The organism is Sphingomonas sp. M6A6_1c (assembly GCF_053345135.1).
Genome location: NZ_JBKEZO010000002.1, coordinates 356,508 through 382,911 on the forward strand (window position 1 = coordinate 356,508; position 26,404 = coordinate 382,911).

The following is a 26,404-nucleotide window of genomic DNA, read 5'->3' on the forward strand; positions in this document are numbered from 1 at the left end:
ATGTCATCGACGCAGACCGAACTCGACCGCCGCCGATCCGCCGCCAGAGCGGGCGGCGGCGAGAAACGGGTCGCCGCGCAACATGCCAAGGGCAAGCTCACCGCCCGCGAACGGCTGGAGATCCTGCTCGACGAAGGATCGTTCGAAGAGATCGACATGTACGTCGAGCACAATTGCGTCGATTTCGGCATGGCGGATCAGGTGATCCCCGGCGACGGCGTCGTCACCGGATCGGGGACGATCAACGGCCGGCTCGTCTATGTCTTCAGTCAGGATTTCACCGTCTTCGGCGGGTCGCTGTCCGAACGCCATGCGCAGAAGATCTGCAAGGTCATGGACACCGCATTGAAGGTCGGTGCGCCGGTGATCGGCCTCAACGATTCGGGCGGCGCGCGCATCCAGGAGGGTGTCGCCAGCCTCGGCGGCTATGCCGAGGTGTTCCAGCGCAACGTGCTCGCCAGCGGCGTGGTGCCGCAGCTCAGCCTCATCATGGGGCCCTGCGCGGGCGGCGCGGTCTATTCGCCGGCGATGACCGACTTCATCTTCATGGTGAAGGATTCGAGCTATATGTTCGTCACCGGCCCCGACGTGGTCCGCACGGTGACCAACGAGGTGGTGACGCAGGAGGCTTTGGGTGGCGCGGTGACGCACACCACCAAGACCTCGGTCGCCGACAACGCCTTTGAGAACGACATCGAGGCGCTGCTCGCGGCGCGCGACTTCATCGACTTCCTGCCCGCGTCGAACCGCGAGAGCGTGCCCGAACGCCCGACCGCCGATGCCTGGGACCGGCTGGAGCCGAGCCTCGATACGCTGGTGCCCGCCTCGGCGAACCAGCCCTACGACATGCATGAGCTGATCCGGAAGACGGTCGACGAGGGCGATTTCTTCGAGACGCAGCCGGCACATGCCGCGAACATCATTACCGGCTTCGGCCGGATCGAGGGGCGCACGGTCGGCTTCGTCGCCAACCAGCCTATGGTGCTCGCCGGCGTGCTCGACATCAACAGCTCGAAGAAGGCGGCGCGCTTCGTCCGCTTCTGCGACGCGTTCGATATCCCGATCGTCACCTTCGTCGACGTACCCGGCTTCCTGCCCGGCACCGCGCAGGAGCATAACGGCATCATCAAGCACGGCGCCAAATTGCTGTTCGCTTATGCCGAGGCGACCGTGCCGAAGATCACCGTCATCACGCGCAAGGCCTATGGCGGCGCATACGACGTGATGGCGTCGAAGCATCTGCGCGGCGACCTCAATTACGCCTGGCCGACCGCCGAGATCGCGGTGATGGGCGCCAAGGGCGCGGTCGAGATCATCTTCCGCGGCCGCACGCCCGAGGAGATCGCCGAACGCACCGCCGAATACGAGGCGCGCTTCGCCAACCCCTTCGTCGCGGCGAGCAAAGGCTTCATCGACGAGGTGATCCAGCCGCACTCCACCCGCCGTCGCATCGCGCTGGGCTTGCGCAAGCTGAAGGGCAAGGCGCTGGAAAACCCGTGGAAGAAGCACGACAACATCCCGTTGTGAGCCTGTCTCCTGAACATTATAAGCACATGTGAAGGAGACGGCTCATGCAGACCGAACGCGTGACCTTTTTGACCACCCCCGATCACAAGGCGGCGCTCGATGCGTTCGCTGCGAGCAACGGCATGTCTGTCGGCCACGTCGTTCGCGAGGCCTCGGCGATCTATATTGCGCAGACAGCAGCGGAAGAAGACGAAGAGCAACTGGCGGCGTTGGTCCGCGAGGTGAACGAGGCCGTTCCCCGTATGCGCGAGGACATCAAGAGCGCGATTGCCAGCATCAATCGTGCGAACGCGGCGGTCGATGCGGTGCTCGCTGGCGAAGGATCGCGGCGATGAGTTTCATCGGCGATACGATGAAGGCGCTTCGCAACGTCCTATTGCTGCAAGAAGACGTACGCCAGCTCAAGGATATGGTCACCAGTCAGAGCGGACGCCTCGCGGCACTGGCTGACGCGCACGCCGCGTTGCGCGACCGCGTCAGCCGACTGGAAGGCGTGATCGAGGGCGCCGCGATGGCGACGCGGCAGCGGCGGATCGAGGAATGACCGAGCACGCGCCGTTGGGCCGCCTCAACCATGTCGGCGTCGCGACGCCGTCGATCGCGCGGTCGATCGAGACGTATCGCAGCCTGCTCGGCGCGACCGCGATCGGCGTTCCGTTCGACCTGCCCGCGCAGGGCGTGAAGGTGTGCTTCATCGACACGCCCAATACGCAGATCGAGCTGATCGAGCCCTATGACGAGAGTTCGCCGATCGCCGGCTTCCTGCGCGCCAATCCCGCCGGCGGCCAGCATCACCTGTGTTTCGAGGTCGCCGACATCCATGCCGCGATCGCCGACCTCACCGCCAAGGGCGCGCGCGTGCTCGGGAGCCCGCGGATCGGCGCGCACGGTACGCCGATCGTCTTCGTCCACCCGAAGGACATGGGCGGCGTACTGGTCGAACTGATGGAGACGCCGCTTGCCGGACATTGAGGTCAACACCGGCGAGGACAGCGGCGCCGCCCCCGCCCTACCGCCCGCGCCCGAACCGACATCGCAGCCGGGCCTCGCCGACTGGCAGGCCGCCGCCGCGAAGGAGGTGAAGGGCAAGGACCTCGTCTGGCACACGCCCGAGGGCATCGACGTCAAGCCGCTCTACACCGCCGCCGATGCGCCGGTCGATCCGGGCCTCCCCGGCTTCGCGCCCTTTACCCGCGGCGTGCGCGCGTCGATGTACGCCGGGCGGCCGTGGACGATCCGCCAATATGCCGGCTTCTCGACTGCGGAGGAATCGAACGCCTTCTACCGCCGCAATCTCGCCGCCGGGCAGAAGGGGCTGTCGGTCGCCTTCGATCTCGCGACGCACCGCGGCTATGACAGCGACCATCCGCGCGTCACCGGCGACGTCGGCAAGGCGGGCGTCGCGATCGACACCGTCGAGGATATGAAGATCCTGTTCGACGGCATCCCGCTCGACCAGATGAGCGTCAGCATGACGATGAACGGCGCGGTGATCCCGATCCTCGCCTTCTTCATCGTCGCCGGCGAGGAACAGGGCGTCGACCGTAGATTGCTCGACGGGACCATCCAGAACGACATCCTCAAGGAGTTCATGGTCCGCAACACCTATATCTACCCGCCCGAACCGAGCATGCGGATCATCAGCGACATCTTCGGCTATACCAGCCGCGAGATGCCCAAGTTCAACAGCATCTCGATCAGCGGCTATCATATGCAGGAGGCGGGGGCGACGCAGCTCCACGAGCTCGCCTTCACCATCGCCGACGGTATGGAATATGTGAAATACGGCGTCGCGTCGGGCCTCGACATCGACAAATTCGCCGGACGCCTGTCGTTCTTCTTCGCGATCGGCATGAATTTCTTCATGGAGATCGCCAAGCTGCGCGCCGCGCGCGTGCTGTGGCATCGCGCGATGACGCAGCTCGGCGCGCAGGACGAGCGCAGCAAGATGCTGCGTACACATTGCCAGACCTCGGGCGTGTCGCTGACCGAGCAGGACCCGTACAACAACGTCATGCGCACGACGATCGAGGCGATGGCGGCGATGCTCGGCGGCACGCAGTCGCTGCACACCAACGCGCTCGACGAGGCGATCGCGCTGCCCACCGATTTCTCCGCGCGGATCGCGCGCAATACGCAGATCGTCATCCAGGAAGAGACCGGGATGACCAAGGTCGTCGATCCGCTCGGCGGCAGCTATTATGTCGAAAACCTGACGCGATCTTTGGTGGATGGCGCGTGGGAGATCATCGAACGCGTGCAGGCCGAAGGCGGCATGGCCAAGGCGGTCGGCGCCGGCTGGCCCAAGGCGATGATCGAGGAAGCCTCCGCCGCGCGCGCCGCGCGCGTCGACCGCGGCGAGGACGTGATCGTCGGGGTGAACAAATATCGCAAGGATGGCGAGGACCCGATCGACATCCTCGACGTCGACAATGTCGCGGTGCGCGAGGCGCAGATCCGCCGCATCGAACGCGTCAAGGCGACGCGCGACGAGGTGGCGTGTCGCAAGGCACTGGACGCATTACGCGAAGGCGCGCGCGGCACGGAGAACCTCCTCGCGCTCGCGGTCGATGCCGCCCGCGCCCGCGCGACACTCGGCGAGATCAGCCAGGCCATGGAGGATGTCTTCGGCCGCTTCGGCACGCAGCCGACCCCGGTCAAGGGCATCTACGGCGGCGCCTATGCCGACGATGCGCGCTGGCTGCGGCTTGAGGACGGCGTCGCCGCGACCGAACGGCGACTGGGGCGCAAACCCCGCATGCTCGTCGCCAAGATGGGGCAGGACGGCCACGATCGCGGCGCCAACCTCGTCAGCAGCATGTTCGGCGATCTCGGCTTCGAGGTCGTGCCCGGGCCGCTGTTCCAGACGCCGGAGGAAGCCGCAACGCTGGCGGTGGAGAAGGACGTCGACGTCGTCGGCGCCTCCAGCCTCGCCGCAGGCCACAAGACGCTGATCCCCGAGCTGATCGGCCATCTACGCGATGCCGGGCGTGCCGACATCAAGGTGATCGCCGGCGGCGTCATCCCGGCGCAGGATTATCAGGCGCTGCGCGACGCCGGGGTGCAGGCGATCTTCGGCCCGGGCACCAATCTCATCACCGCCGCCGAGGATGTGCTACGGCTGCTCGGCCACAATATGCCGCCGCAACAGGATGCTGCCGAATGACCCGTACCGACTGGACCCGCGCCGAGATCGCCGCGCTGTTCGACCTGCCGTTCGACGAACTGATGTACCAGGCGCAGACCGTCCACCGCACGCACCATGCGCCGTCGGAGGTGCAGCTGTGCACGTTGCTGTCGATCAAGACCGGCGGTTGCCCGGAGGATTGCGGCTATTGCTCGCAGTCCGCGTCGTCGGACAGCGGGCTGAAGGCGGCCAAGCTGATGGACGTCGACGCGGTGCTCGCCGATGCGGCGGAGGCCAAGGCCGCGGGGTCGCAGCGCTTCTGCATGGGCGCGGCCTGGCGTAACCCCAAGGAACGCGACATGCCCGCGATCGTCGCGATGGTCGAAGGCGTCCGATCGATGGGGATGGAGACGTGCATGACGCTCGGCATGCTCCAGCCCGAACAGGCGCGACAGCTCGCCGCCGCCGGGCTCGATTATTACAACCACAATATCGACACTTCGCCAGAGAATTACGGCAACGTCATCACCACGCGCACCTTCCAGGACCGGCTCGATACGCTGGAGAATGTCCGCAGCGCCGGGATCAACGTCTGCTGCGGCGGCATCGTCGGCATGGGCGAGACGCGCGCCGATCGCGTCGGCTTCGTCCATGCGCTCGCGACCTTGCCGCGCCATCCCGAGAGCGTGCCGGTCAACGCTTTGGTGCCGGTGAAGGGCACGCCGCTCGGCGACATGCTGGCGGGCACGCCGATGGCGCAGATCGACGACATCGAGTTCGTCCGCACGGTGGCGGTGGCGCGGATCACGATGCCGCTGTCGATGGTGCGCCTGTCCGCCGGTCGCGAATCGATGTCGGAAGCGACGCAGGCGCTGTGCTTCATGGCAGGCGCCAATTCGATCTTCACCGGCGACAAATTGCTCACGACCGGCAACGCCGGCGACAGCGCCGACGCGGCATTGTTCGCCAAGCTCGGCCTGACGCCGATGGAAAGCGCCGAGCCGATGCGGGTGGCGGCCGAATAGCCCGCAGGGGGGACGGCCCGTCCTCCCCGAAAATCATCAAACCCGCAGGCGGACCGGCCCCGGCCCGTCCGCCAAGCGGGAGGAGAGTTGAGGATGTTCAAGAAAATCCTGGTCGCCAATCGCGGCGAGATCGCCTGCCGCGTCATGCGTACCGCCAAGCGGATGGGGATCGCCACCGTCGCGGTCTATTCCGACGCCGATGCGCGCAGCCCCCACGTGCTGATGGCGGACGAGGCGGTGCGGCTGGGGCCGGCACCCGCCGCCGAAAGCTATCTCAAGGCCGAACTGATCCTGCTCGCCGCGCGCGAGACCGGCGCCGATTGCATCCATCCCGGCTATGGCTTCCTGTCGGAGCGCGAGAGCTTCGCGCGCGCCTGTGCCGAGGCGGGGATCGCCTTCGTCGGGCCTCCCCCCAACGCCATTGCGGCGATGGGCGACAAGATCGAATCGAAGAAGCTCGCCAAGGCGGCCGGCGTCAACGTCGTTCCCGGCTTCTTGGGCGAGATCGCCGACACCGACGAGGCGGTCCGGATCGCCGCGGACATCGGCTATCCGGTGATGATGAAGGCGTCCGCCGGCGGCGGCGGCAAGGGCATGCGGCTGGCCTATAGCGAGCAGGACGTCCGCGAAGGCTTCGAGGCGACAAAGCGCGAGGGGCTGGCAAGCTTCGGCGACGACCGCGTCTTCATCGAGAAGTTCATCGAATCTCCGCGCCATATCGAGATCCAGGTGCTCGGCGACCAGCACGGCAACATCCTCTACCTCAACGAGCGCGAATGCTCGATCCAGCGCCGCCACCAGAAGGTGGTCGAGGAGGCGCCCTCGCCCTTCGTCACGCCGGCGATGCGCAAGGCGATGGGCGAGCAGGCGGTCGCGCTCGCCCGCGCGGTGGGTTATTTCAGCGCGGGCACGGTCGAACTGATCGTCTCGGGCGCGGACACCACCGGCCAGGGCTTCTACTTCCTCGAGATGAATACGCGGCTGCAGGTCGAGCATCCGGTGACCGAGGAGATCACCGGACTCGATCTCGTCGAACAGATGATCCGCGTCGCCGCCGGCGAACCGCTGACGATCACGCAGGACGAGGTCGGCATCCATGGCTGGTCGATCGAGAACCGCGTCTATGCCGAGGACCCGTATCGCGGCTTCCTGCCGAGCATCGGGCGGCTGGTGCGCTACAATCCGCCGCTCGCGTCGACCGCCGACGAAGCGCGCATCCGCGTCGACGACGGCGTCGTTGAGGGGGGCGAGGTGAGCATGTTCTACGACCCGATGATCGCCAAGCTGATCACCTGGGCGCCGACGCGCGAGGCGGCGATCGATGCGCAGATCGCCGCGCTCGACGCGTTCGAGATCGAGGGGCCGGGCACCAACATCGACTTCCTCTCCGCGCTGATGCAGCATCCGCGCTTCCGCTCGGGTGCGATCACCACCGGCTTCATCGCCGAGGAATATCCCGACGGCTTCCACGGCGCCCCCGCCGACGGCGACCTCACCCGCACGCTCGCCGCGGTCGCCGCCTTCGCCGCGACCGCGCAGGCGGATCGCGCGCGGCGGATCGACGGGCAGCTCGGCCGCCGCCTGCCGCCGCCGTCGGAGTGGACGGTGCGGATCGACGGTGCGGACCATCAGGTCGCGGTGGCGACCGACGGGATCGGCGTCGACGGCGAAGCGCTCGACATCGCGCTGGAATATACGCCGGGCGACCGGATGGTGGAGGTGGAGATCGGCGAGGACGTGCATCTCTCCGTCCGCATCGCGCCGGTGCGCAGCGGCTTCCGCCTGACGACGCGCGGCGCGAGCCATGTCGCGCGCGTCCTCCCCGCGCATGCCGCGCCTTATGCGCGCCACCTGATCGAGAAGGTGCCGCCCGACCTGTCGCGCTTCCTCATCGCGCCGATGCCGGGGCTGCTCGTTCGGCTCGACGTGGGCGCCGGCGATGCGGTCGAGGCGGGGCAGCCGCTCGCGGTGGTCGAGGCGATGAAGATGGAGAACATCCTGCGCGCCGAGAAATCGGGCCGGGTGAAGAGCGTCTCCGCCGCGACCGGCGACAGCCTCGCGGTGGATCAGGTGATCCTGGAGATGGAGTGAGCGCGGCATACCGTTCGTGCTGAGCGTGTCGAAGCACGGGCGACCGCAGGTGAGCGGTTCGCGCAGGCGCTTCGACAGGCTTAGGACGAACCGGGACGGAATCGAGACCGTCCCCGGCTCAGAGCCGCCGCGCTTCCTCTTCCAGCATCACCGGCACGCCGTCGCGGATCGGATAGGCGAGCCCCGCCGCCTCCGACACCAGCTCCTGCGCGGCCGCGTCGTAGCGCAACGGCTGGCGCGTCACCGGGCAGACCAGCCGTTCCAGCAGCCAGGGATCGATCCGGTCGGTCATTGCAGCGTCACCCGGTCCTCGCCGTCGTGCCGGCCGAAGAATTGCATCAGCTGGATGATCAGCTCGGCGCGCGTCTCGATGTCGCGCGCTTCCAGCAGCGCCTGTTTGGCGGCGGTGTCGAACGGCGCGATCTGGGCGATGCCGTTGACCAGGCTCTCGTCGTCGAGCCGGCCGACCGCCTCCCAATCGACGCTATAGCCCTGCGCGTCGGCGAAGCGGCGCGATTCGAGTTCGAGCGACGAGCGACGCCCGAGGGAAAGCATGTCGTCCTCGACCGCGGGCAGCAGCTCCGCCTCGACCTGACGGAACGGCGTCGTCACGTCGAGTTCGCGCAGCACGCGGAACAGCGCGACGCCCTCCAGCACCAGATTGTAGCGGCCGTCGTCGAGCGCCTCGACCTCGGCGATCTTGCCGACGCAGCCGATGTCGTACAGCGCGTCGTGGCCGCCGGTGCCGTGTACCGGCTGGATCATGCCGATCCGCTGGTCGCGCACCATCGCGTCGCCGATCATCGCGCGATAGCGCGGTTCGAAGATGTGCAGCGGCAGGTGCATGCCCGGGAACAGCAACGCCCCCGGCAGCGGGAAGATCGACAGGCGCCCGAGGACGGTCGGCGAGGTCATCCGAACAGGATCGCGGACAGGCGCCGGCGCTGCGCCGAGACCCAGGGGTCCTCCAGCCCGACCACCTCGAACAGCGTGAGCAGTTGCTGGCGGGCGGCACCTTCGTTCCAGCCGCGGTCGGCGGCGACGATATGGAGCAGATTGTCCGCCGCGGCGTCGCGATCCCCCGCCGCCATCTGCGCGTTGGCGAGTGCGAAGCGACGCTCGTGATCGTCGGGGTCGGCGGCGACCTCGGCGGCGAGCCCGGCGAAATCCTCGACCGGCGGCGCGCTCTGCGCCAGCGCGAGCGCCGCCTTGGCGCGATCAATCCCCGCGTCCTTGACGTCGGCGGGCAATGCGTCGATCGCCGCCTGCGCATCGTCGGTCAGCCCCGCCGCGACGAGCGCGCGGATGCGGCCCGACAATACGGCGGGATTGTCCGGCGCCATCTCGAACAATTGATCGAAGATCGCCAGCGCACGCTCGGCATCGCCGCTCGCCAGCACCTCTTCGCCCATCGCGATCAGCGGCTCGATCTCGGCGGCGGCATCGTCGCCCGGCGCGGCGATCGGCAATTGCTTGAGCAGCTGGTCGAGGATCACGCGAAGCTGCGATTCGGTGCGCGCACTGGTCAGGTCGGCGACGAGCTGGCCCTGGAACATCGCATAGACGGTCGGGATCGACTTGATCTGGAATTGCGCGGCGATGAACTGGTTCTTGTCGGTGTCGATCTTCGCGAGCACGACGCCCTTGTCGGCATAGGCCGCGGCAACCTTCTCCAGCGTCGGCCCCAGCGCCTTGCACGGCCCGCACCATTCCGCCCAGAAATCGATGATGACGAGGGAGGTCATCGACGGTTCGACGACGTCGCGACGGAAATCCTCGATCGCCTGCTTTTCCGCGGGCGCCATTCCTAGCGTGGCCAAGTCATGCTCCTTCGTATTCGGTAGCCGCCCATGTGGGGCAGCGGCGCGCCCGCGCCAAGGTGTTAAGCGACCTCTACCCGATCACGCCCGCGGTTGCACCCGTGCGACCACCGGACCGCCAGACGCCATCGGCCGGGCCGGTTTGCTTGCGGTCGCGCAAATGAAAGCCCGCTTCCATCTGTTTTATTCAAGAAAGCTTGGTTTCATCATACGATCCGATAGATGCCGAAACTATTGTCAGTGTCAACGATAGAAAAAGGAATCACAATATTCCGGTTATTTGCAATGAATTCTTCCTCCGGCCACGATCGGCATCTTATCGTCCTCTATAATGATGCGTGATGCGATGCGTGAAGGGATCAGACGATGATCATCAGCAACAGTGCAACGACGACGACGGTGCAATCCGGCGAGGCTTCGAAACCGAACAGCACGCCGCCCGCCGATACGACCAGGACCCCGGTGGCCGATGCCAAACCCGGTGCGCAGGGGATCAAGCGCCTGTCGAGCGACGCGGCAACCGTGGTGCTGACCGAACAGGGCACGAGCAAGACGAGCCAAGCGCCCGCAAAGACGCCGCCGCCGCCACCCAAGCTCGATCTGCACGGTCAGGATTTGCGCACAGCCGATTTGACCAAGCTCGATCTGCGCGGCGCCGATCTGACCGGTGCCGACCTCTCCGGCAAGAACCTGTCGGGCATCGATCTCAGCGGCGCGACGCTGACCGGCGCGAAATTCGACGGCGCTACGTTCAGCCGCACCAATCTCCACGGCGTCACCGCCACCGGCGCCAGCTTCACCAAGGCGAGCTTCGACGAGACCGATCTCGACAATGGCAATTACACCGAAGCTAAGTTCACCGGCGCTACCTTCAACGCCAACTTTCAGCTCCCGCCGACTGACGTTCAAACGTTCGAGAAATGCTACATTATCAAGGGCATCAATTTGACAAAGGCCGATTTCTCGAACGTAACTTTTCAACGCGACATCTTCATCAAACAATTTGTCGCGGACGGCGCATCATTCAATAACGCTCTCAGTACTTCGAAAATTAAGGAAATTACATTTTCCGATGGGAGCGCCAAAGGCGCTAATTTTCAGGGAATAAAAGGCGGGTTGTTTATCGGTGGCACAGATGCGTCCGAGGCAAACTTCAGCCGCATCGACGGTGGAGCGGTAGGTTTCGGCCGATCGAAACTGGATGGCGCGACATTCCGTGAGAGCGACACCAAGCTTTGGTTTGCCGATATGGAAATCAGGAATGCCGACCTTTCCACCAAGGGCAAAAGTCTAAGGCAATCAACGTTCGTCAACTGCGATATGAGCGGCATGGATTTTTCCGGTTACGATTTCTCCGGCGCCGATTTTAGCAGCGACAGCCCGAAGCCCGACAGACTTTACGGATCCAGCTCGTCTATCGATGCCAGTGAGCTGGTTAGTGGAACGAACTTTCGTGGTGCCAACTTCAGCGGAACAAGGTTCTCCAACATGCAAATGGCCAAAGCTTTGGTCGATTCCGGGGGCTTTCGCGGCGCTATCGTTTCGAACTGGCTGGGCGCTAACCTCCATGTTGCCGATGCTGGCTACGACATCAAGACGCTATTCCCCAACATCTGGCCCGAATGGAAAGCCAACTTGGCGAGTATCAGACGTTAGACTTTACGATGAGGAGAAGTGAAATGACGTTATCGCGACGCTTAACCTTCATAGCTGCCGCATTTCTAGCGTTTATATGCATGCCGACGCTGGCGACGTGCGATACTGTATCGAGCGCAGAAATTTGGGCAACATTCGTTAACAACACACCATTCCAAGTAACTTTCTCAAAAGTTCGCTGGAGTGGCCGCTATGGCACAGCAAACAGTGATGGAACAGTCGCTGATCGTATTCAAGGCACAGTAGAACCAGGAAAGACTGTTCAGAGCCACCATCGGATGGGCGATCCACAGATCGGCGAGCGCTATACTGACTTATCATTCGACGCCACATTTACCAGACCAGATGGCTCAACCGGAATCTGTTCCTTTTATTACGCTTACAAATCCGACACAGGAGAGCGTTCGGCTTATGCCGCGTCGAGAGGAGGCAGTGACAAAGATCGTCTGGCCAAATGCAATCTCATCTTCAATTCTTATTACAACATTACATTTGACATGAAGGAATTTAATAGTCCGGAGTGATTTTTGCCGGGTGGCACGCCACCACGTGCCGCCCTACACCCGCTCCACCGCATTCACCGCATCCGCCGCGCGTAGCGCCGCGATCAGCCGCATCAATTGGTGGATGTCGTGGACCTCGACGTCGATGACGTTGGTGTGGAACATCGAATCGCGCGTATCCAGCCGCAGCGCAATGATGTTCGCCCGATGCGCGCCGATGATCGTCGAGACGATGCCGAGCGCGCCGGGTTCGTTCTTCACCTGCACCGCGATCCGCGCCACCGCGCCGTCGCTCTTGTCGCCCCAGTCGACGTCGACCCAGTCGGTCTCGTCGGTACCGCGCTCGGCGAGTTCGGCGAGCACCTGGCAGTCGATCGCATGCACCTCGATCCCCGCATCGGGGCGGCGCAGCCCGACGATCCGGTCGCCCGGTACGGGGTGACAGCATTCGGCGAGGTCGAAGGCGACGCCGGGGGTCAGCCCCTTGATCGAAATCGCGGTCGATTGCGGCGCGAGCAACCCGACGTCGGCGCCGCCCGAGCCCGGCATCAGCGCCTCCATTACCGCATGGTCGGAGATCGTCCGCCGCGCGATCGCCGCCATCAGCGCCGCCTCGTCGCCGAGCTTGAGCCGCGACAGCGCATGGTCGAGCGCGTCCGCCCCCAATTGCGCCGGCACGCGGCGCACGATGTCGTCGTACAGCTTGCGGCCCAGCGCGATCTGCTCGTCGCGCTCGCGGTTGCGCAGATGGCGGCGGATGCCGGCCAATGCCTTGCCGGTAATCGCAAAGTTGAGCCAGCCGGGCTGCGGCACCTGCCCCTTGGAGCGCAGCACCTGCACCTGGTCGCCATTCTCGATCACCGTCGACAGCGGCACGACACGGCCGTTGATCTTGGCGCCGACCGCCTGGTCGCCGAGGTCGGTATGCACCGCATAAGCGAAATCGATCGGCGTCGCGCCCTTGGGCAACTGGATCAGCTCGCCCTTCGGCGTAAAGGCGAAGATGCGATCCTGATACATCGCCATGCGGGTGTGTTCGAGCAGCTCTTCCGGGCTGCCGGCGGTCTCGAGGATTTCGACGAGGTCGGCGATCCAGCTGTGCTGGCTGTCGGCGCGGACCTTCTTTTCCTTATACGCCCAATGCGCGGCGAGGCCGAATTCGGCCTCCGCATGCATGTCGGCGGTGCGGATCTGGATTTCGATGCGCGCATTGTCGGCGTGGATCACGCTGGTGTGCAGCGAGCGATAGCCGTTGCGCTTGGGCGTCGAGATATAATCCTTGAACCGCCCCGGCACCATCGGCCAGCGGCGGTGGATGATGCCGAGCGTGCGGTAGCAATCCTCGACCGTCGGCACGATCGCGCGGAACGCCATCACGTCCGAAAGCTGCTCGAAGCTGATGTGGCGCTCGCTCATCTTGCGCCAGATCGAATAGGGATGCTTCTCGCGGCCCGTCACCTCGGCCTCGACCCCGGCGCGGCCCAACAGCAGCTTGAGGCCGGAGGCGATCTTGGCGATCCGGTCGCCGCCGCCGGTCTTGAGCTGATCGAGCCGCTTGCTGATCGATTCATACGCTTCGGGCTCGAGCTGTTCGAAGGCGAGCGTCTGCATCTCCTTCATGAACTCGTACATGCCGATCCGCTCGGCGAGCGGCGCGTAGATGTCCATCGTCTCCTTCGCGATCCGCCGCCGCTTCTCGGGCTTGGCGATGTGATGGAGCGTGCGCATGTTGTGCAGCCGGTCGGCGAGCTTGACCAGCAGCACGCGGATATCGTCCGACATGGCAAGCAGGAACTTGCGCAAATTCTCGGCGGCGCGCTCGTTCTCGGTCTGCGCCTCGATCTTGCTCAATTTGGTGACGCCGTCGACCAGCCGCGCGACGTTGCCGCCGAACAGCCGGGTGATCTCCTCGGGCGTCGCGACCGTATCCTCGATCGTGTCGTGGAGGATCGCGGTGGCGATCGTCTCGTCGTCGAGCCGCAGGTCGGTGAGGATGCCCGCCACCTCGATCGGATGGCTGAAATAGGGGTCGCCGCTCGCGCGTTTCTGCGAACCGTGCGCCTGCATCGAAAAGACGTAGGCGCGATTGAGCAGCGCCTCGTCCGCATCCGGGTCGTAGTCGAGCACGCGGTCGACCAGTTCATATTGCCGTAGCACGCTGGACACATGGGGTAGGGTCGTACCGCTTTGCAACATATTGTTACGACTCGCCGATCGATTTCGACAGAAGGCAGCGAGACCGCCGGGAGTGGCACGTCGGCGTCGCGATCCGCGGCGATGTCCGCTACACACGGCGTCTTGGAGAGGATCATCATGGCGACACCGGCCCAGCCGCCCAAATTGCGCGAGACGCTGCGCGGATGCAGCCTGCCCGCCGCGCTGGCGGCGATGGGGGAACGCTGGTCGTTCCTTATCCTGCGCGCGGCGTTCAACGGGCTGCATCATTTCGAGGCGTTCCAGGCGGAGCTCGGCATCGCCCGCAACATCCTCGCCAACCGGCTGGCGCGGCTGGTCGATCACGGCATCCTCCAGCGCGAACCGCTGCCCAAGGATCGCCGCAAGATCCGCTATACGCTCACCGAGAAGGGCCATGCGCTGCTGCCGACGATGGTCGCACTGCGGCAATGGGGCGAGCGCTGGGAGCTCGGCGAGCCCGCCTTTCCGGTGCTCGTCGACACCCGCGACCGGCGGCCGATCGCGCCGGTGGCGGTCCATGCTCATGACGGTCGCAAGCTCGGCCAGGGCGATCTGATCTGGGCGCTGCCCGAAGAGGTGCGCGCGGCGGCGGCGGAATGACGACGGCTTGTTCCCGCCCGCGCGCTGGCGTAGCGGCAGGCGTATGAAACGCCTCGCTATCTATTGCGGCTCGGCCACGCCGTCCGACCCCGTCTACATCGAGTCCGCGCGCGCGATAGGGCGGACGCTCGCCGAGCGCGGCATCGGCATCGTCTATGGCGGCGGCCGGCTCGGCCTGATGGGCGCGGTCGCCGACGGCGCGCTGGCGGCGGGCGGCGAGGTGATCGGCGTGATCCCGCAGGCGCTGGTCGATGCCGAGGTTGCGCATCGCGGCCTCACCGAGCTGCACGTCGTCGCCGGCATGCATGCGCGCAAGGCGGCGTTCACCGACCTCGCCGACGGCTTCATCACCATCCCCGGCGGCACCGGCACGATGGACGAATTGTGGGAGGCGCTGAGCTGGGCGCAGCTCGGCTATCACGCCGATCCCGTCGGGCTGCTCAACGTCGCGGGCTATTACGATCACCTCATCGCCTTCTGGGAGAAGTCGGCGGAGGTCGGTTTCCTGCGGCCGCAGCATCGCGACCTGCTGATCGTCGACGACACGCTCGATCGCCTGCTGACCAAGATGGCCGCGCACGTGCCGACGCAGCCGATCGTGCGGATGAAGACGTCTGACCTCTAGCGCCGGCCCGACGCGCGACGCGATCGTCGCCACCGCGCACGAATCGATCGCGCGCGGTTCGAAGAGCTTCGCCGCGGCGAGCCTGTTGTTCGACCGCGCGACGCGCGAGCGCGCGTGGCTGCTCTACGCCTGGTGCCGCGCCTGCGACGATATCGCCGACGGCCAGGATCACGGCCACACCATGTCGGTGGTCGAAAATGCGCCCGAGCGGATCGCGGCGATGGCGGTGCTGACCGATGCGGCGCTCGCCGGGCGGGTGATCGGCGTGCCGGCGTTCGACGCGCTGCGCATCGTCGCCGCCGAGACGCGGCTGCCGGCGCGGTTCGCGCACGATCTGATCGAGGGGTTCCGGCTCGACGGGCAGGGCTGGCGACCGCGGACCGAGAACGATCTGCTGACCTATTGCTATCATGTCGCCGGGGTGGTCGGCTGCATGATGGCGGTGATCATGGGGGTGTCGCCCGACGACGACGCGGTGCTCGACCGCGCGTGCGACCTCGGCCTCGCCTTCCAGCTCGCCAATATCGCGCGGGATATCGACGAGGATGCGCAGGCGGGGCGGTGCTATCTGCCGACCGACTGGCTCGATGAAATGGGGATCGCGCCGGAGGCGGTGATGGCGGCGCAGCATCGGCCGGCGCTGGCGATACTCGCGCGGCGGCTGACGACGCGCGCCGCGCAGTTCGAGGCGAGCGCGCGTATGGGGACGCGGGCGCTGTCGTTCCGTTCGGCCTGGGCAGTGCTGGCGGCGGCGCAAATCTACGGCGCGATCGGGCGCAAGGTCGCGGGGCGTGGCGAGCGCGCGTGGGATGGGCGAGTGACGACGTCGAAGGGGGAGAAGCTGGGCTTCATCGCGCGGGCGGCGGTGGAGGCGCGGGGACGGATGAGGTTGGTCGAGGTGCCGAGGGAGGCGGGGTTGTGGCGGCGGCCGAGATCCTAATTCCTCCCCCGCCAGGGGGAGGTGGCAGGCAGAAGGCCTGACGGAGGGGGAGGATACGGTGGGCTTGCCTTATGCGGAAACGCCCCCTCCACCACCCGGCTGCGCCGGGCGGTCCCCCTCCCCCGCTTCGCGAGGGAGGAATTACTTACGATCGCTTTGTCTTGCTTTCGGCCTTTGCCACCTGCGCGCCCGATGTCCGGCAGGCCGCACCGATCATCGGATACGGCACATCGGTATTCTGCGCGAGCTGGTCGGGCAACGCCGCGCGGCATTGCGCCATCGAGGTATAATGCGTCGGCACGATCCGCGCCTCGGTGCACTGGACGTTGCCGTCCGCGCAGCCCATGATCGCCATGACGTAGAACAACGGTTCCATGATCGCCTCGCTTCCGTGGGGTAAAATCCGTGGCGGCCGCATTATGTTCCGCCGCGTCGCTTTCGCGCGCGGCTGCCAGCGCTTACATGAGGCGTAATGCCTCCCGTCGATCCGACCAGTCACACCCGCGCCGACCAGCCCCTGTTGCCGACGCTGCGCCGCTTCCTGCCCTATCTCTGGCCCGCGGGTCAGACGGGGCTGAAGGTGCGGATCGTCGGCGCGATGACGCTCGTCGTGATGAGCAAGATCGTCCAGGTATTCGGCGCCGCCTATACGCTGAAATATGCCGTCGACCGGATGGCGGTCGGCGACCGCGGCGTCGCGACGATCGTGATCCTGCTGGTCGTCGGCTATGCCGCCTCGCGCTTCGCGACGACGCTGTTCGACAATCTGCGCAATGCGGTGTTCGAGCGTGTCGGGCAGGATGCGACACGGCGGCTGGCGGCGAACGTCTTCCGCCATCTCCACGGCCTGTCGCTGCGCTTCCACCTCGAACGGCGCACCGGCGCGGTCACCAAGGTGGTCGAACGCGGCACCAAGAGCATCGATACGATGCTGTATTTCCTGCTGTTCAACATCGCGCCGACCGTGCTGGAACTGGCGATGGTGCTCGGCATCTTCTGGCACAGCTTCGGCTGGCCGATGGTCGCGGCGACGGTGGTCATGGTCGCGATCTATATCCTGTTCACGCAGCGCGTGACCGACTGGCGCAACGCCCTGCGCGCGCAGATGAACGACCTCGACACCGGCGCGGTCGCGCATGCGGTGGATTCGCTGCTCAATTTCGAGACGGTCAAGTATTTCGGCGCCGAGGAGCGCGAGGCGCGGCGCTACGATTCGGCGATCTCCGCTTATGCCGCGGCGGCGACCAAGTCGGAGAACAGCCTCGCCTGGCTCAACGTCGGGCAGGCGCTGATCACCAATCTGATGCTCGGCGCGGGCATGGCCTATATCGCCTGGGGTTGGAGCCGGGGCAGTTTCTCGGCGGGCGACGTCGTGTTCGTCTCGACCCTGCTGTCGCAGCTGTTCCGACCGCTCGATCTGCTCGGCATGGTCTATCGCACCATCCGCCAGGGGGTGATCGACATGGCGAGCATGTTCGCGCTGATCGACACGCCGGCCGAGGTGGTCGACGCGCCCGGCGCCGCGCCGTTGAGGATCGCCAAGGGCCATGTCCGCTTCGAAGGCGTGCGCTTCGGTTACGACCCGGGTCGCGAGATCCTGAAGGGCCTCGACCTCGACGTGCCGGCGGGCAGCACGCTGGCGGTGGTCGGGCCGTCGGGCGCAGGCAAGTCGACGCTCGCGCGGCTGATGTACCGTTTCTACGACGTCGCCGAGGGACGGATCACGATCGACGGCCAGGACATCCGCGACGTCCAGCAGGCGAGCCTGCGCGCCGCGATCGGCATCGTGCCGCAGGACACGGTGCTGTTCAACGACACGATCGGCTACAATATCGCCTACGGCCGCGAGGGGGCGGGCCGCGCCGAGGTCGAGGCGGCGGCGGCGGGCGCGGCGATCGCCGGCTTCATCGAGCGCCAGCCCGAAGGCTATGACGCGCGCGTCGGCGAGCGCGGGCTCAAATTGTCGGGCGGCGAGAAGCAGCGCGTCGCGATCGCGCGGACGTTGCTCAAGAACCCGCCAATCCTGATCCTCGACGAGGCGACGAGCGCGCTCGACAGCCGCACCGAGGCGGAGATCCTCGACACGCTGGAGGCGATCGAGCGCGGCCGCACGACGATCGTCATCGCGCACCGCCTGTCGACGGTGATCCACGCCGACCAGATCGTCGTGCTCGACGGCGGCCATGTCGCCGAGCGCGGGACGCATGCCGAACTGCTGCGGCTGGGCGGCGTCTATGCCGAAATGTGGGCGCGCCAGGCGCAGGAGCAGGACGAGGACGTGCCGGGCGCCAGCGAGGGCGCGCTCGCGGCGGAATGAGGCGGGCGCGGGTCGACGCTGGCGGCCCCCGCCCCTACATGGCGCGGTGATGATCCCCGATCCCCTGCCCACCCTGTCGCGCGTCTTCGGCTTTCCTGCGTTCCGCGGGGTGCAGGAGGACGTCGTGAGCCGCGTGCTGGCGGGGCAGCGGACGCTCGGCGTGATGCCGACCGGTGCGGGCAAGTCGCTCTGCTATCAATTGCCGTCGGTGATGATGGAGGGGACGTGCGTCGTCGTCTCGCCGCTGATCGCGCTGATGCACGACCAGCTGCGCGCCGCCGAGGCGGTCGGGATCCGCGCCGCGACACTGACCAGCGCCGACCAGAATCGCGCCGAGTCGATCGCGCGCTTCCGCGCCGGCGAGCTCGACCTGCTCTATATCGCACCCGAGCGCGCCTCGACCGGCCATTTTCGCGAATTGCTGGCGAGCGCGAAGCTCAGCCTGTTCGCGATCGACGAGGCGCATTGCGTCAGCGAATGGGGCCACGATTTCCGCCCCGATTACCGGCTGCTCGCGCCGCTGATGGACGCCTTTCCGGAGGTGCCGCGGCTGGCGCTGACCGCGACCGCCGACGCGCACACCCGCAGCGACATATTGCAGCAGCTCGGCATTCCCGCGGACGGGCTGATCGTCTCGGGCTTCGACCGGCCCAATATCCGCTATGCGATCACCCCCAAGGCGAACACCACCAAGCAGATCGCCGACGTGATCGCCGCCACCCCCGGCCCCGGCATCGTCTATGCGCAAACCCGCGCTGCGACCGAAAAGCTCGCCGAGGCCTTGGGCCGCACCGGGCGGCCGACGCGCGCCTATCATGCCGGGCTCGACGCGCACATCCGCCAGAAGAACCAGGCGGATTTCGTCGCGTCGGAAGACATGGTGATCTGCGCGACGGTCGCGTTCGGGATGGGGATCGACAAGCCCGACGTCCGCTTCGTCGCGCATGCCGGCCTGCCCAAGTCGATCGAGGCTTATTATCAGGAGACCGGCCGCGCCGGGCGCGACGGCGATCCGGCGGTGGCGCATCTGTTCTGGGGCGCGGAGGATTTCGCCCGCGCCCGCCAGCGTATCGGCGAGGTCGAGCCCGAGCGGCAGGCGGGCGAGCGCACCCGGCTGGCGGCGCTCGGCGCGCTCGTGGAGACCGCGGGGTGCCGCCGCCGCATCCTGCTCAAGCATTTCGGCGAGGACCGGCAGGAGGATTGCGGCAATTGCGACAATTGCCTCGGGTCGCCCGATGCGGTCGACGCGACGCAGATCGCGATGAAGTTCCTCTCCGCGGTGTTCCGCACCGGGCAGATGTTCGGCGTCGGCTATGTCGAGCAGGTGCTGCTCGGGCAATCGACCGAGCGGAGCGTCGATCGCGGGCATGAATCCCTGTCGGTCTGGGGAATCGTCGAGGGCGAGGAGGCGGCGCTGATCAAGCCGGTGGCGCGCGCGCTCCTGCTGCGCGACGCGCTGCGCACCAATGCGCATGGCGGGCTGGAATTCGGTCCCGGCGCGCGGCCGATCCTCAAGGAGGGGCAGCAGGTGATGCTGGTCGTGCCGCCCAAGCGCGCGCGCGGCGGGCGCAAGCGCGATGCCGGTGTCGCGACCAATCCGGCGGACAATCCGCTGTTCGAGGCGCTGCGCTCGTGCCGCCGCGATCTCGCCAAGGAGGCGGGCGTGCCGCCCTATGTGATCTTCCACGATTCGGTGCTGCGCGAGATGGCGGCGCAGCGGCCGGCGGGCCGCGCCGAGCTGATGCACCTGTCGGGCATCGGCGCGCGCAAGCTGGAGGCTTATGGCGATGCCTTTCTCGACGTGATTCGATCGCACGGCTGACTGCCGCAGGGTTAAAAAACACCCCACAAAACCGTCGGAATCGCGACCAAAATAGCTGACGTATCTCGACCGATCGCGTAATGGGACCGGATGGCCGACATTCGCAGCATCAACGACCGGATCAGCGTCGCCCCGCAGATCGCTCCCGAGGATATGGCGGCGATCAAGGCGGCGGGTTTCGTCGCGATCGTCAACAACCGTCCCGACGACGAGGAAGGCGGCCAGCCCAGCGGCGATGCGATCCGCGCCGCGGCGGAGGCGGCAGGCCTTGCCTATAGCGCGATTCCCGTGACGCATGCCGGCTTCTCGCACCCGCAGATCGACGCGATGGCGGCGGCGCTGACCGCCGCGGACGGGCCGATGCTCGCTTATTGCCGGTCGGGAACGCGCAGCTGCAACCTGTGGGCGCTCGCCGCGGCCAAGGCGGGGCGCGATCCCGAACTGCTCGTCGCGCAGGCGCGCGGGGCCGGCTACGACCTTGCCGGCATGAAGCCGACGCTGGACGCGCTCGCCGGCGGAGCGTGACGGACGTGACCGATCGGGAGATGTGGATCGCGGTCGGCGCGGCTTTGGTCGCGATACTGGTGACGCTCGGCGTCGTGCTGATGCTGCGCGGGCGCCGCAAGCCGCGGATCGCCAGCCCCGAGGAAGCGGCGGAGGCGGCCGAACGCGCGCTCTCCGGCTTCGACACGCAGGGCGCGGTGGTCGGCGCCGACGGCGGCGGCGCGCTCGCGGTCGATCGCGGCGGCCGCGTCGCGGTGATGACGCGCGACGGTGCAGGGATTGCGGTGCGCGAGGTACCGTGGGGGGCATTGCGCTCGACTGCGGAGGGCATCCTGATCGATACCGGCGAGCGGCGGCTCGGCGCGGTGCTGGTCGCCGGGGTGGATGCGCTCGACGTGCGCCGGCTCGCACCGGCGGATCTCAAGCGGCTCGTGCCGCATCTCGGGCGGTAGCGCTGTATTCCTCCCCCTTGCGGGGGAGGAACCGGGTTACGCCGCTTCGGTTTCGAGTGCCGGATAGTCGATATAACCCTCCGGACCCTTCGAATACCAGGTCGCCTGATCGTCGTCGGCGAGCGGTGCGCCCTGGCGTAGACGATCGACCAGATCGGGGTTGGCGATGAACTTGCGGCCGAAGGCGATGCCGTCCGCCAGACCCGAATCGAGGTCGGCCTGCGCCTGCGCCGGGGTGTAATCCTGGTTGAGGATCAGCGGCCGCTTGAACACCTCGCGGATCTGCGGGCTGAGCTTGGGCACGTCGGTGCTGCCGAAGGTGCCGTCGGGCGCCTGTTCGCGCAGCTCTAGGAAGCCGATGTCGAGCGCGTCGAGCGCCGCCGCGGCGGGAACGAAGACGCTGGCGGGATCGCTGTCATCGGCGCCCTGCGTCTCGCCGTTGGGCGACAGGCGGATCGAGGTGCGGCCGGCGCCGATCGCGTCGATCACCCGCTCGACCACTTCGCGCATGAAGCGGATGCGGTTCTGCGGGCTCCCACCATAATCGTCGTCGCGCAAATTGGTGTTGTCGCGCAGGAACTGGTCGATCAGATAGCCATTGGCGCCGTGGATCTGCACGCCGTCGAAACCGGCGCGCAGCGCGTTGGTCGCGGCATCGGCATATTCGTCCTGCGCGCGGCGGATGTCGTCGAGCGTCGCCGCCTGTGCCTCGGCATAGGGATTTTCGGGCTTGTGATAAGGCGCGCGCGTCGCCGAGGACGACAGCGGCGTCATGCCGATCACGTCCGGGCGGGCGAGCCGGCCCATGTGCCAGATCTGCGCGACGATCTTGCCGCCGGCCTCGTGCACCGCGGCGGTCACCGGCTTCCATGCCTCGACCTGCGCGTCGGTCCACAGGCCCGGCGCGTTCGGCCAGCCCAGACCCTGACGGCTGACGCCGGTGCCTTCGGTGATGATGAGGCCGGCGCCGGCGCGCTGGCGATAATAATCGACCATGATGTCGGTCGGCACATGATCGTCGGTGGCGCGGCCGCGGGTGAGCGGCGCCATGAGCACGCGGTTGGCGGCGTGGATATCGCCCAGTTGAATGGAGTCGAAAAGGCTCGGCATAGAAGCTCCCAAATGGCCTGACGGGCGGAAGATAGGACGCTACAGGGCGGCATGCATCAGGCGGGGCCCAGAAGAAAAACTGTCGCGGCGGCAAATTGGCAGACGCCGGGCGCCGCTTTCGCCGCGCTGGTGGTCGCCAATGTCGCGCTCGCGTTCGGGCCATGGTTCGTCAGGCTTGCCGATGTCGGGCCGGTCGCCGCCGGGTTCTGGCGGATCGCGCTCGCCATCCCCTTCCTCGCCGGGCTCGCGCTGGCGAGCGGCGGCCGGCCGGCACGGCTGACCGCCGGCCTGTGGATCATGCTCGCGATCGGCGGCGTCGCCTTCGCCGCCGACCTTGCGAGCTGGCATCTCGGCATCGTCAGGACGACGATGGCCAATGCGACGCTGTTCGGCAATTCGGCGATCCTGATCTATCCGTTCTACGGCTTCCTGGTCGCCAGGGCGTGGCCGACGCGGATGCAGGGGATCGCGCTGCTGCTCGCCGCGATCGGCGCGGCGCTGTTGATGGGGCGCTCGTATCAGCTCGATTCGCGCAACCTTGCCGGCGACCTGCTCTGCATCCTCGCCGGCATCCTCTACACGCTCTACATCGTGCTGATGGCGCGCGTCCGGCTGGCGATGCGGCCGCTGCCGGCGCTGGCGCTGGCCAGCGCGGCGACCGCGCTGCCGATGCTCGCCTTCGCGCTGCTGCTGCGCGAACAGGTGATGCCGCAGCATTGGTCGCCGCTCGTCGGCCTCGCCTTGGTCAGCCAGGTGATCGGCCAGGGCTGTATGATCTTCGCGATCGGCCGCCTGTCGCCGCTGGTGATCGGCATCGGACTGCTGATCCAGCCGGTGGTGGCGGGCGCGATCGGCTGGGTCGAATATGGCGAGCGATTGCAGGGACCGGATTGGGTCGGCGTCGCGTTGGTCGCGCTGGCATTGGTGCTGGTGCGCCGCGCCGAGGTTGCACCGTCGCGCCGGCGGGCGCAGGAGGCAGCCGTGCAGGAGATGGAAGCATGACGCAGGACCTGACGCTCGACGAGATCCGCGCGGCACTCGCCGAAGGGATCGCCGCCAACGCCGCCTTCGACGGCTGGGGCGACGCCGCGCGCGACCTGGCGGCGGACGGTGCCGGCATCGACCGCGATGTCGCGCGGCTCGCCTTTTCCGGCGGCGCGATCGAAATGATCGACGCCTGGTTCGCGGCGATCGACCGGCGGATGGCGGCCGCGCTGCCGCCCGAGACGCTGGCGGCGATGAAGATCCGCGCGCGGATCACCGCCTTGGTAGAGACGCGGCTGGAACTGGTCGCGCCGGATCGCGAATCGCTGCGCCGCGCGCGCGCGATCCTCGCGCTGCCGCAGAACGTATCGCGCGCCGCGCGGCTCGGCTGGCGCAGCGTCGATCTGATGTGGCGGATGGCGGGTGATACCGCGACCGACTACAATCATTATACCAAGCGCACGATCCTGCTCGGCGTCTATACCGCGACGATGACCGTCTTCCTCGACGACGACAGCGAGGGTCATGCCGACACGCGCGCCTTCCTCGCGCGCCGGATCGACGGGATCATGCGCTTCGAGAAGACCAAGGCGGCGTTCACCAAACGCTACGAGCACCGGCCGAGCCTGTCGCGCTTCATCGGAAGGCTGCGCTACCCGGCGGTGTGATTCCGGTGATCTTAAGTTCCTCCCCCGCCAGGGGGAGGTTGCAGTGCGAAGCACTGAGGGAGGGGGAGGATACGGTCAGCTCGGCGCTTGCGGAAACGCCCCCTCCACCACCGGCCTGCGGCCGCGGTCCCAGTGCAAGGTCGATCATGCCGCCGGCATGATCTTGGATTGCCGGGGGCAATCCAACCTTGCACTCCCGCTGAAGCAAGGGAGGAATTTGAGGTCCACATCCCCCGACATTTCGCCTCGCCGCCGCTTTACTCCCCCGTGGGTAAATGATAATCAGTCGCATCATGGATATGTCGCGTACCGTCGTTCCTGCCCTCGACCTCGTGTCGCTGCCGCGCCGCCAACCGGCGACGGTCGCGGCGATCGACTGGACGCGCCTCGCGGCGCCCGAGGCGCGGCGATTGCGCGAGCTCGGCTTCGACGAGGGCGTCGCGGTCGAGGTGTTGCACCGCGCGTCGCTGGGCAGCGGCCCGATCGCCTGCCGCATCGGCCGGATGACCGTCGCGTTGCGCCGCGCCGTCGCCGGTGCGGTGCATGTGGCTCCCGCCGCCGCCGCCGAATAAACGTGCATGCAGCCCCGCTGGTCGCGCTGGTCGGTAATCCCAATGCCGGCAAAAGCGCGCTGTTCAACGCGCTGACCGGCGCGCGGCAGAAGGTCGGCAACTATCCGGGCGTCACCGTCGAACGCCATTCCGGCCGGCTGGTGCTCGACGACGGCCGCCCGGTCGAGCTGATCGACCTGCCCGGCGCCTATAGCCTCGAACCGTCCAGTCCCGACGAGCGCGTCACCCGCGACGTCGTCACCGGCGCCAGCAGCCTCGAACGGTTGCCCGACGCGATGATCGTCGTGGTCGATGCCGCCAATCTCGACAACCATCTGCGCTTCACGCTGCAGCTGATCGCGCTCGGCCTGCCGGTGGTGGTGGCGCTCAACATGGTCGATCTCGCCGAGCGCGACGGGCTGACGCTCGATGCGGCGGTGCTCGAGCGCGAACTCGGCGTGCCGGTGATCCCGACCGTCGCGGTGCGCAAGCGCGGGCTCGACGCGTTGCGCGCCGCGGTCGCCGATGCGGTCGGCGGCGGCGGCAAGACGCGGCCGCGCGACGCGGCGGCGGGCACGCAGGACGATATCGTCAAGCTGCAACGCCGCGCCCGCCAGATCGCCGGTGCGGCGACCGTGTCGGAAACCGCCGGCCGGCGCTGGGCGCATATGCTCGACAGCGTCGCGCTGCACCCGATCGCCGGGCCGGTGCTGCTGGTCACCATCCTGTTCGTGATGTTCCAGGCGGTGTTCACCTGGGCGGCGGTGCCCGCCGACGCGATCGACGCGGGCTTCGCCGCGTTGCAGGACGCGATCAAGACCGCGCTGCCCGACGGTTTCTTCCGCTCGCTGCTCACCGACGGGCTGATCGCCGGCGTCGGCGCGGTGATCGTCTTCCTGCCGCAGATCCTGATCCTGTTCCTGTTCATCCTGATCCTCGAATCGTCTGGCTATATGGTGCGCGCGGCGTTCCTGATGGACCGGTTGATGGCCACCGTCGGCCTGTCCGGCCGCGCCTTCATCCCGCTGCTGTCGAGCTTCGCCTGTGCCGTCCCCGGCATCATGGCGACGCGGGTGATCGAGGACGAGAAGGACCGGTTGACCACCATCCTGATCGCGCCGCTGATGACGTGCAGCGCGCGCTGGCCGGTCTATACGCTGATCATCGGTGCGATGATCCCCAATACGCAGATCCTGCCGTTCGTGCGGTTGCAGGGCGTGGTAATGTTCGGCCTGCTCGTGATCGGCATCGCCGGCGCCTATGGCGCGGCGCTGGTGCTGCGCCGGACGGTGACCAAGGGCGCGTCGTCGGGGTTCATGATGGAGATGCCGAAATACCAGGTGCCGCTGCTGCGCGACGTGCTGCTCGGCCTGTGGCAGCGCGCGGTGATCTTCCTCAAGCGCGCCGGCACGATCATCGCCGCGACCACCGTTGTGCTGTGGCTGCTGCTCAGCTTTCCCAAGCCACCCGAAGGCAGCGGGATCAGTCCGGTCGATTATTCGGTCGGCGGCCGGATCGGCCATGGCATCGAATATGTCGTCAAGCCGATCGGCTTCAATCGCGACATCGCGCTGGCGCTGCTGCCGGCGATGGCGGCACGCGAGGTCGCGGTGTCGGCGATCGGCACCGTCTATGCGATCGACGACAAGGAGGGCAGCGGCACCGACCGTATCACCGACCAGATCCGCGGCCGCTGGACGCTGCCGACCGCGCTCGCCTTCTTGATGTGGTTCGTCTTCGCGCCGCAGTGCATTTCGACGATCGCGGTGACCCGCCGCGAGACGAACGGGTGGAAGTGGCCGCTGTTCATGGTTGGCTATTTGTTCGCCGCCGCCTACATCATGGCCGGAATCACATACTGGCTGGCGGTGTTCGCCGGCCTCTAG

General features: G+C 67.0%; 26 protein-coding genes. 20 read left to right on the forward strand and 6 right to left on the reverse strand.

The annotated features are described in order from the left end of the window. The 7 genes from ACLBWH_RS04715 (at position 1) to ACLBWH_RS04745 (ending at position 7,770) form a co-directional block, all read left to right on the forward strand. Positions 1-1,527 (forward strand): acyl-CoA carboxylase subunit beta, encoded by a 1,527-nt coding sequence (locus tag ACLBWH_RS04715; protein WP_447797130.1) that lies wholly within the window; start codon positions 1-3, stop codon positions 1,525-1,527. A 44-nt stretch (positions 1,528-1,571) separates the two neighbouring features. Beyond that, positions 1,572-1,862, forward strand: coding sequence for a hypothetical protein (locus tag ACLBWH_RS04720; protein ID WP_447797132.1), 291 nt, complete (start codon positions 1,572-1,574; stop codon positions 1,860-1,862). Beyond that, on the forward strand, positions 1,859-2,071 hold the full coding sequence (locus tag ACLBWH_RS04725) for a hypothetical protein (protein WP_447797134.1): 213 nt from the start codon (positions 1,859-1,861) through the stop codon (positions 2,069-2,071). Before ACLBWH_RS04720 ends, ACLBWH_RS04725 begins: the two co-directional genes overlap by 4 nt. Beyond that, positions 2,068-2,499, forward strand: coding sequence for a methylmalonyl-CoA epimerase (gene mce / locus ACLBWH_RS04730; protein WP_322848305.1), 432 nt, complete (start codon positions 2,068-2,070; stop codon positions 2,497-2,499). The genes ACLBWH_RS04725 and mce overlap by 4 nt, the downstream gene beginning before the upstream one ends. Next, the gene (gene scpA / locus ACLBWH_RS04735; RefSeq protein ID WP_447797137.1) at positions 2,486-4,693 is read left to right on the forward strand and encodes a methylmalonyl-CoA mutase; all 2,208 of its coding nucleotides are present in this window, start codon (positions 2,486-2,488) and stop codon (positions 4,691-4,693) included. Before mce ends, scpA begins: the two co-directional genes overlap by 14 nt. Next, the gene (gene bioB / locus ACLBWH_RS04740; RefSeq protein WP_447797139.1) at positions 4,690-5,679 is read left to right on the forward strand and encodes a biotin synthase BioB; all 990 of its coding nucleotides are present in this window, start codon (positions 4,690-4,692) and stop codon (positions 5,677-5,679) included. Before scpA ends, bioB begins: the two co-directional genes overlap by 4 nt. A 93-nt stretch (positions 5,680-5,772) precedes the next feature. Beyond that, on the forward strand, positions 5,773-7,770 hold the full coding sequence (locus ACLBWH_RS04745) for an ATP-binding protein (RefSeq protein WP_447797141.1): 1,998 nt from the start codon (positions 5,773-5,775) through the stop codon (positions 7,768-7,770). Between the two features lie 118 nt (positions 7,771-7,888). Here the strand turns inward: ACLBWH_RS04745 and ACLBWH_RS04750 are convergent, their stop codons facing one another. The 3 genes from ACLBWH_RS04750 to ACLBWH_RS04760 are packed head-to-tail and all read right to left on the reverse strand — an operon-like array spanning position 7,889 to position 9,575. Then, positions 7,889-8,062, reverse strand: a complete 174-nt coding sequence (locus ACLBWH_RS04750; RefSeq protein ID WP_322848302.1) for a Trm112 family protein — start codon at positions 8,060-8,062, stop codon at positions 7,889-7,891. Further along, the gene (locus ACLBWH_RS04755; protein ID WP_447797144.1) at positions 8,059-8,685 is read right to left on the reverse strand and encodes an LON peptidase substrate-binding domain-containing protein; all 627 of its coding nucleotides are present in this window, start codon (positions 8,683-8,685) and stop codon (positions 8,059-8,061) included. The genes ACLBWH_RS04750 and ACLBWH_RS04755 overlap by 4 nt, the downstream gene beginning before the upstream one ends. Beyond that, the gene (locus tag ACLBWH_RS04760) at positions 8,682-9,575 is read right to left on the reverse strand and encodes a tetratricopeptide repeat protein (protein ID WP_447797485.1); all 894 of its coding nucleotides are present in this window, start codon (positions 9,573-9,575) and stop codon (positions 8,682-8,684) included. The genes ACLBWH_RS04755 and ACLBWH_RS04760 overlap by 4 nt, the downstream gene beginning before the upstream one ends. Before the next feature lie 381 nt (positions 9,576-9,956). Here ACLBWH_RS04760 and ACLBWH_RS04765 point away from each other — a divergent pair, with 381 nt between their 5' ends. Together ACLBWH_RS04765 and ACLBWH_RS04770 are read left to right on the forward strand one after the other, a co-directional pair. Beyond that, on the forward strand, positions 9,957-11,246 hold the full coding sequence (locus ACLBWH_RS04765) for a pentapeptide repeat-containing protein (RefSeq protein ID WP_447797146.1): 1,290 nt from the start codon (positions 9,957-9,959) through the stop codon (positions 11,244-11,246). An 80-nt stretch (positions 11,247-11,326) separates the two neighbouring features. After that, positions 11,327-11,770, forward strand: coding sequence for a hypothetical protein (locus ACLBWH_RS04770; protein ID WP_447797148.1), 444 nt, complete (start codon positions 11,327-11,329; stop codon positions 11,768-11,770). A gap of 33 nt (positions 11,771-11,803) precedes the next feature. Here the strand turns inward: ACLBWH_RS04770 and ACLBWH_RS04775 are convergent, their stop codons facing one another. Then, positions 11,804-13,906, reverse strand: a complete 2,103-nt coding sequence (locus tag ACLBWH_RS04775; protein WP_447797150.1) for a RelA/SpoT family protein — start codon at positions 13,904-13,906, stop codon at positions 11,804-11,806. A gap of 156 nt (positions 13,907-14,062) precedes the next feature. Here ACLBWH_RS04775 and ACLBWH_RS04780 point away from each other — a divergent pair, with 156 nt between their 5' ends. The 3 genes from ACLBWH_RS04780 to ACLBWH_RS04790 are packed head-to-tail and all read left to right on the forward strand — an operon-like array spanning position 14,063 to position 16,110. Next, complete coding sequence (locus ACLBWH_RS04780) at positions 14,063-14,545, forward strand: winged helix-turn-helix transcriptional regulator (RefSeq protein ID WP_447797152.1); 483 nt, start codon at positions 14,063-14,065, stop codon at positions 14,543-14,545. 43 nt (positions 14,546-14,588) lie between these two features. Beyond that, positions 14,589-15,170 carry an LOG family protein gene (locus tag ACLBWH_RS04785; protein ID WP_447797154.1) on the forward strand — a complete coding sequence of 194 codons (582 nt, stop codon included), beginning with the start codon at positions 14,589-14,591 and terminating at the stop codon, positions 15,168-15,170. Next, positions 15,160-16,110, forward strand: a complete 951-nt coding sequence (locus ACLBWH_RS04790) for a phytoene/squalene synthase family protein (RefSeq protein ID WP_447797487.1) — start codon at positions 15,160-15,162, stop codon at positions 16,108-16,110. Before ACLBWH_RS04785 ends, ACLBWH_RS04790 begins: the two co-directional genes overlap by 11 nt. A 145-nt stretch (positions 16,111-16,255) precedes the next feature. Here ACLBWH_RS04790 and ACLBWH_RS04795 read toward each other — a convergent pair whose 3' ends face one another. Next, positions 16,256-16,486, reverse strand: a complete 231-nt coding sequence (locus ACLBWH_RS04795; protein WP_322848295.1) for a hypothetical protein — start codon at positions 16,484-16,486, stop codon at positions 16,256-16,258. A 96-nt stretch (positions 16,487-16,582) separates the two neighbouring features. Between ACLBWH_RS04795 and ACLBWH_RS04800 the strand changes: the two genes are divergently transcribed. The 4 genes from ACLBWH_RS04800 (at position 16,583) to ACLBWH_RS04815 (ending at position 21,205) form a co-directional block, all read left to right on the forward strand. Then, on the forward strand, positions 16,583-18,427 hold the full coding sequence (locus ACLBWH_RS04800; RefSeq protein WP_322848294.1) for an ABCB family ABC transporter ATP-binding protein/permease: 1,845 nt from the start codon (positions 16,583-16,585) through the stop codon (positions 18,425-18,427). Positions 18,428-18,476: 49 nt separating this feature from the next. After that, positions 18,477-20,249 carry a DNA helicase RecQ gene (gene recQ, locus ACLBWH_RS04805; RefSeq protein ID WP_447797157.1) on the forward strand — a complete coding sequence of 591 codons (1,773 nt, stop codon included), beginning with the start codon at positions 18,477-18,479 and terminating at the stop codon, positions 20,247-20,249. Between the two features lie 90 nt (positions 20,250-20,339). After that, positions 20,340-20,774 (forward strand): TIGR01244 family sulfur transferase, encoded by a 435-nt coding sequence (locus ACLBWH_RS04810; RefSeq protein WP_447797159.1) that lies wholly within the window; start codon positions 20,340-20,342, stop codon positions 20,772-20,774. 5 nt (positions 20,775-20,779) lie between these two features. Further along, positions 20,780-21,205, forward strand: a complete 426-nt coding sequence (locus tag ACLBWH_RS04815) for a hypothetical protein (RefSeq protein ID WP_447797160.1) — start codon at positions 20,780-20,782, stop codon at positions 21,203-21,205. A gap of 36 nt (positions 21,206-21,241) precedes the next feature. Here ACLBWH_RS04815 and ACLBWH_RS04820 read toward each other — a convergent pair whose 3' ends face one another. Then, positions 21,242-22,315 carry an alkene reductase gene (locus ACLBWH_RS04820; RefSeq protein WP_447797162.1) on the reverse strand — a complete coding sequence of 358 codons (1,074 nt, stop codon included), beginning with the start codon at positions 22,313-22,315 and terminating at the stop codon, positions 21,242-21,244. 51 nt (positions 22,316-22,366) lie between these two features. Between ACLBWH_RS04820 and ACLBWH_RS04825 the strand changes: the two genes are divergently transcribed. From ACLBWH_RS04825 to feoB, 4 genes are all read left to right on the forward strand, one after another. After that, positions 22,367-23,317 (forward strand): DMT family transporter, encoded by a 951-nt coding sequence (locus ACLBWH_RS04825; protein WP_447797164.1) that lies wholly within the window; start codon positions 22,367-22,369, stop codon positions 23,315-23,317. After that, positions 23,314-23,967 carry a COQ9 family protein gene (locus ACLBWH_RS04830; protein ID WP_322848288.1) on the forward strand — a complete coding sequence of 218 codons (654 nt, stop codon included), beginning with the start codon at positions 23,314-23,316 and terminating at the stop codon, positions 23,965-23,967. Before ACLBWH_RS04825 ends, ACLBWH_RS04830 begins: the two co-directional genes overlap by 4 nt. 293 nt (positions 23,968-24,260) lie before the next feature. Then, the gene (locus ACLBWH_RS04835) at positions 24,261-24,539 is read left to right on the forward strand and encodes a FeoA family protein (protein ID WP_322848287.1); all 279 of its coding nucleotides are present in this window, start codon (positions 24,261-24,263) and stop codon (positions 24,537-24,539) included. 2 nt (positions 24,540-24,541) lie between these two features. Further along, the gene (gene feoB, locus ACLBWH_RS04840) at positions 24,542-26,404 is read left to right on the forward strand and encodes a ferrous iron transporter B (RefSeq protein ID WP_447797167.1); all 1,863 of its coding nucleotides are present in this window, start codon (positions 24,542-24,544) and stop codon (positions 26,402-26,404) included.

Bases quoted from the DNA above. Each gene is read 5' to 3' on its own strand.
- ACLBWH_RS04715 (WP_447797130.1), top strand. From the start codon at position 1: ATGTCATCGACGCAGACCGAACTCGACCGCCGCCGATCCGCCGCCAGA.
- ACLBWH_RS04720 (WP_447797132.1), top strand. From the start codon at position 1,572: ATGCAGACCGAACGCGTGACCTTTTTGACCACCCCCGATCACAAGGCG.
- ACLBWH_RS04725 (WP_447797134.1), top strand. From the start codon at position 1,859: ATGAGTTTCATCGGCGATACGATGAAGGCGCTTCGCAACGTCCTATTG.
- mce (WP_322848305.1), top strand. From the start codon at position 2,068: ATGACCGAGCACGCGCCGTTGGGCCGCCTCAACCATGTCGGCGTCGCG.
- bioB (WP_447797139.1), top strand. From the start codon at position 4,690: ATGACCCGTACCGACTGGACCCGCGCCGAGATCGCCGCGCTGTTCGAC.
- ACLBWH_RS04745 (WP_447797141.1), top strand. From the start codon at position 5,773: ATGTTCAAGAAAATCCTGGTCGCCAATCGCGGCGAGATCGCCTGCCGC.
- ACLBWH_RS04750 (WP_322848302.1), bottom strand. From the start codon at position 8,062: ATGACCGACCGGATCGATCCCTGGCTGCTGGAACGGCTGGTCTGCCCG.
- ACLBWH_RS04755 (WP_447797144.1), bottom strand. From the start codon at position 8,685: ATGACCTCGCCGACCGTCCTCGGGCGCCTGTCGATCTTCCCGCTGCCG.
- ACLBWH_RS04760 (WP_447797485.1), bottom strand. From the start codon at position 9,575: ATGGCGCCCGCGGAAAAGCAGGCGATCGAGGATTTCCGTCGCGACGTC.
- ACLBWH_RS04765 (WP_447797146.1), top strand. From the start codon at position 9,957: ATGATCATCAGCAACAGTGCAACGACGACGACGGTGCAATCCGGCGAG.
- ACLBWH_RS04770 (WP_447797148.1), top strand. From the start codon at position 11,327: ATGCCGACGCTGGCGACGTGCGATACTGTATCGAGCGCAGAAATTTGG.
- ACLBWH_RS04780 (WP_447797152.1), top strand. From the start codon at position 14,063: ATGGCGACACCGGCCCAGCCGCCCAAATTGCGCGAGACGCTGCGCGGA.
- ACLBWH_RS04785 (WP_447797154.1), top strand. From the start codon at position 14,589: ATGAAACGCCTCGCTATCTATTGCGGCTCGGCCACGCCGTCCGACCCC.
- ACLBWH_RS04795 (WP_322848295.1), bottom strand. From the start codon at position 16,486: ATGGAACCGTTGTTCTACGTCATGGCGATCATGGGCTGCGCGGACGGC.
- ACLBWH_RS04800 (WP_322848294.1), top strand. From the start codon at position 16,583: ATGCCTCCCGTCGATCCGACCAGTCACACCCGCGCCGACCAGCCCCTG.
- recQ (WP_447797157.1), top strand. From the start codon at position 18,477: ATGATCCCCGATCCCCTGCCCACCCTGTCGCGCGTCTTCGGCTTTCCT.
- ACLBWH_RS04810 (WP_447797159.1), top strand. From the start codon at position 20,340: ATGGCCGACATTCGCAGCATCAACGACCGGATCAGCGTCGCCCCGCAG.
- ACLBWH_RS04820 (WP_447797162.1), bottom strand. From the start codon at position 22,315: ATGCCGAGCCTTTTCGACTCCATTCAACTGGGCGATATCCACGCCGCC.
- ACLBWH_RS04825 (WP_447797164.1), top strand. From the start codon at position 22,367: ATGCATCAGGCGGGGCCCAGAAGAAAAACTGTCGCGGCGGCAAATTGG.
- ACLBWH_RS04830 (WP_322848288.1), top strand. From the start codon at position 23,314: ATGACGCAGGACCTGACGCTCGACGAGATCCGCGCGGCACTCGCCGAA.
- ACLBWH_RS04835 (WP_322848287.1), top strand. From the start codon at position 24,261: ATGGATATGTCGCGTACCGTCGTTCCTGCCCTCGACCTCGTGTCGCTG.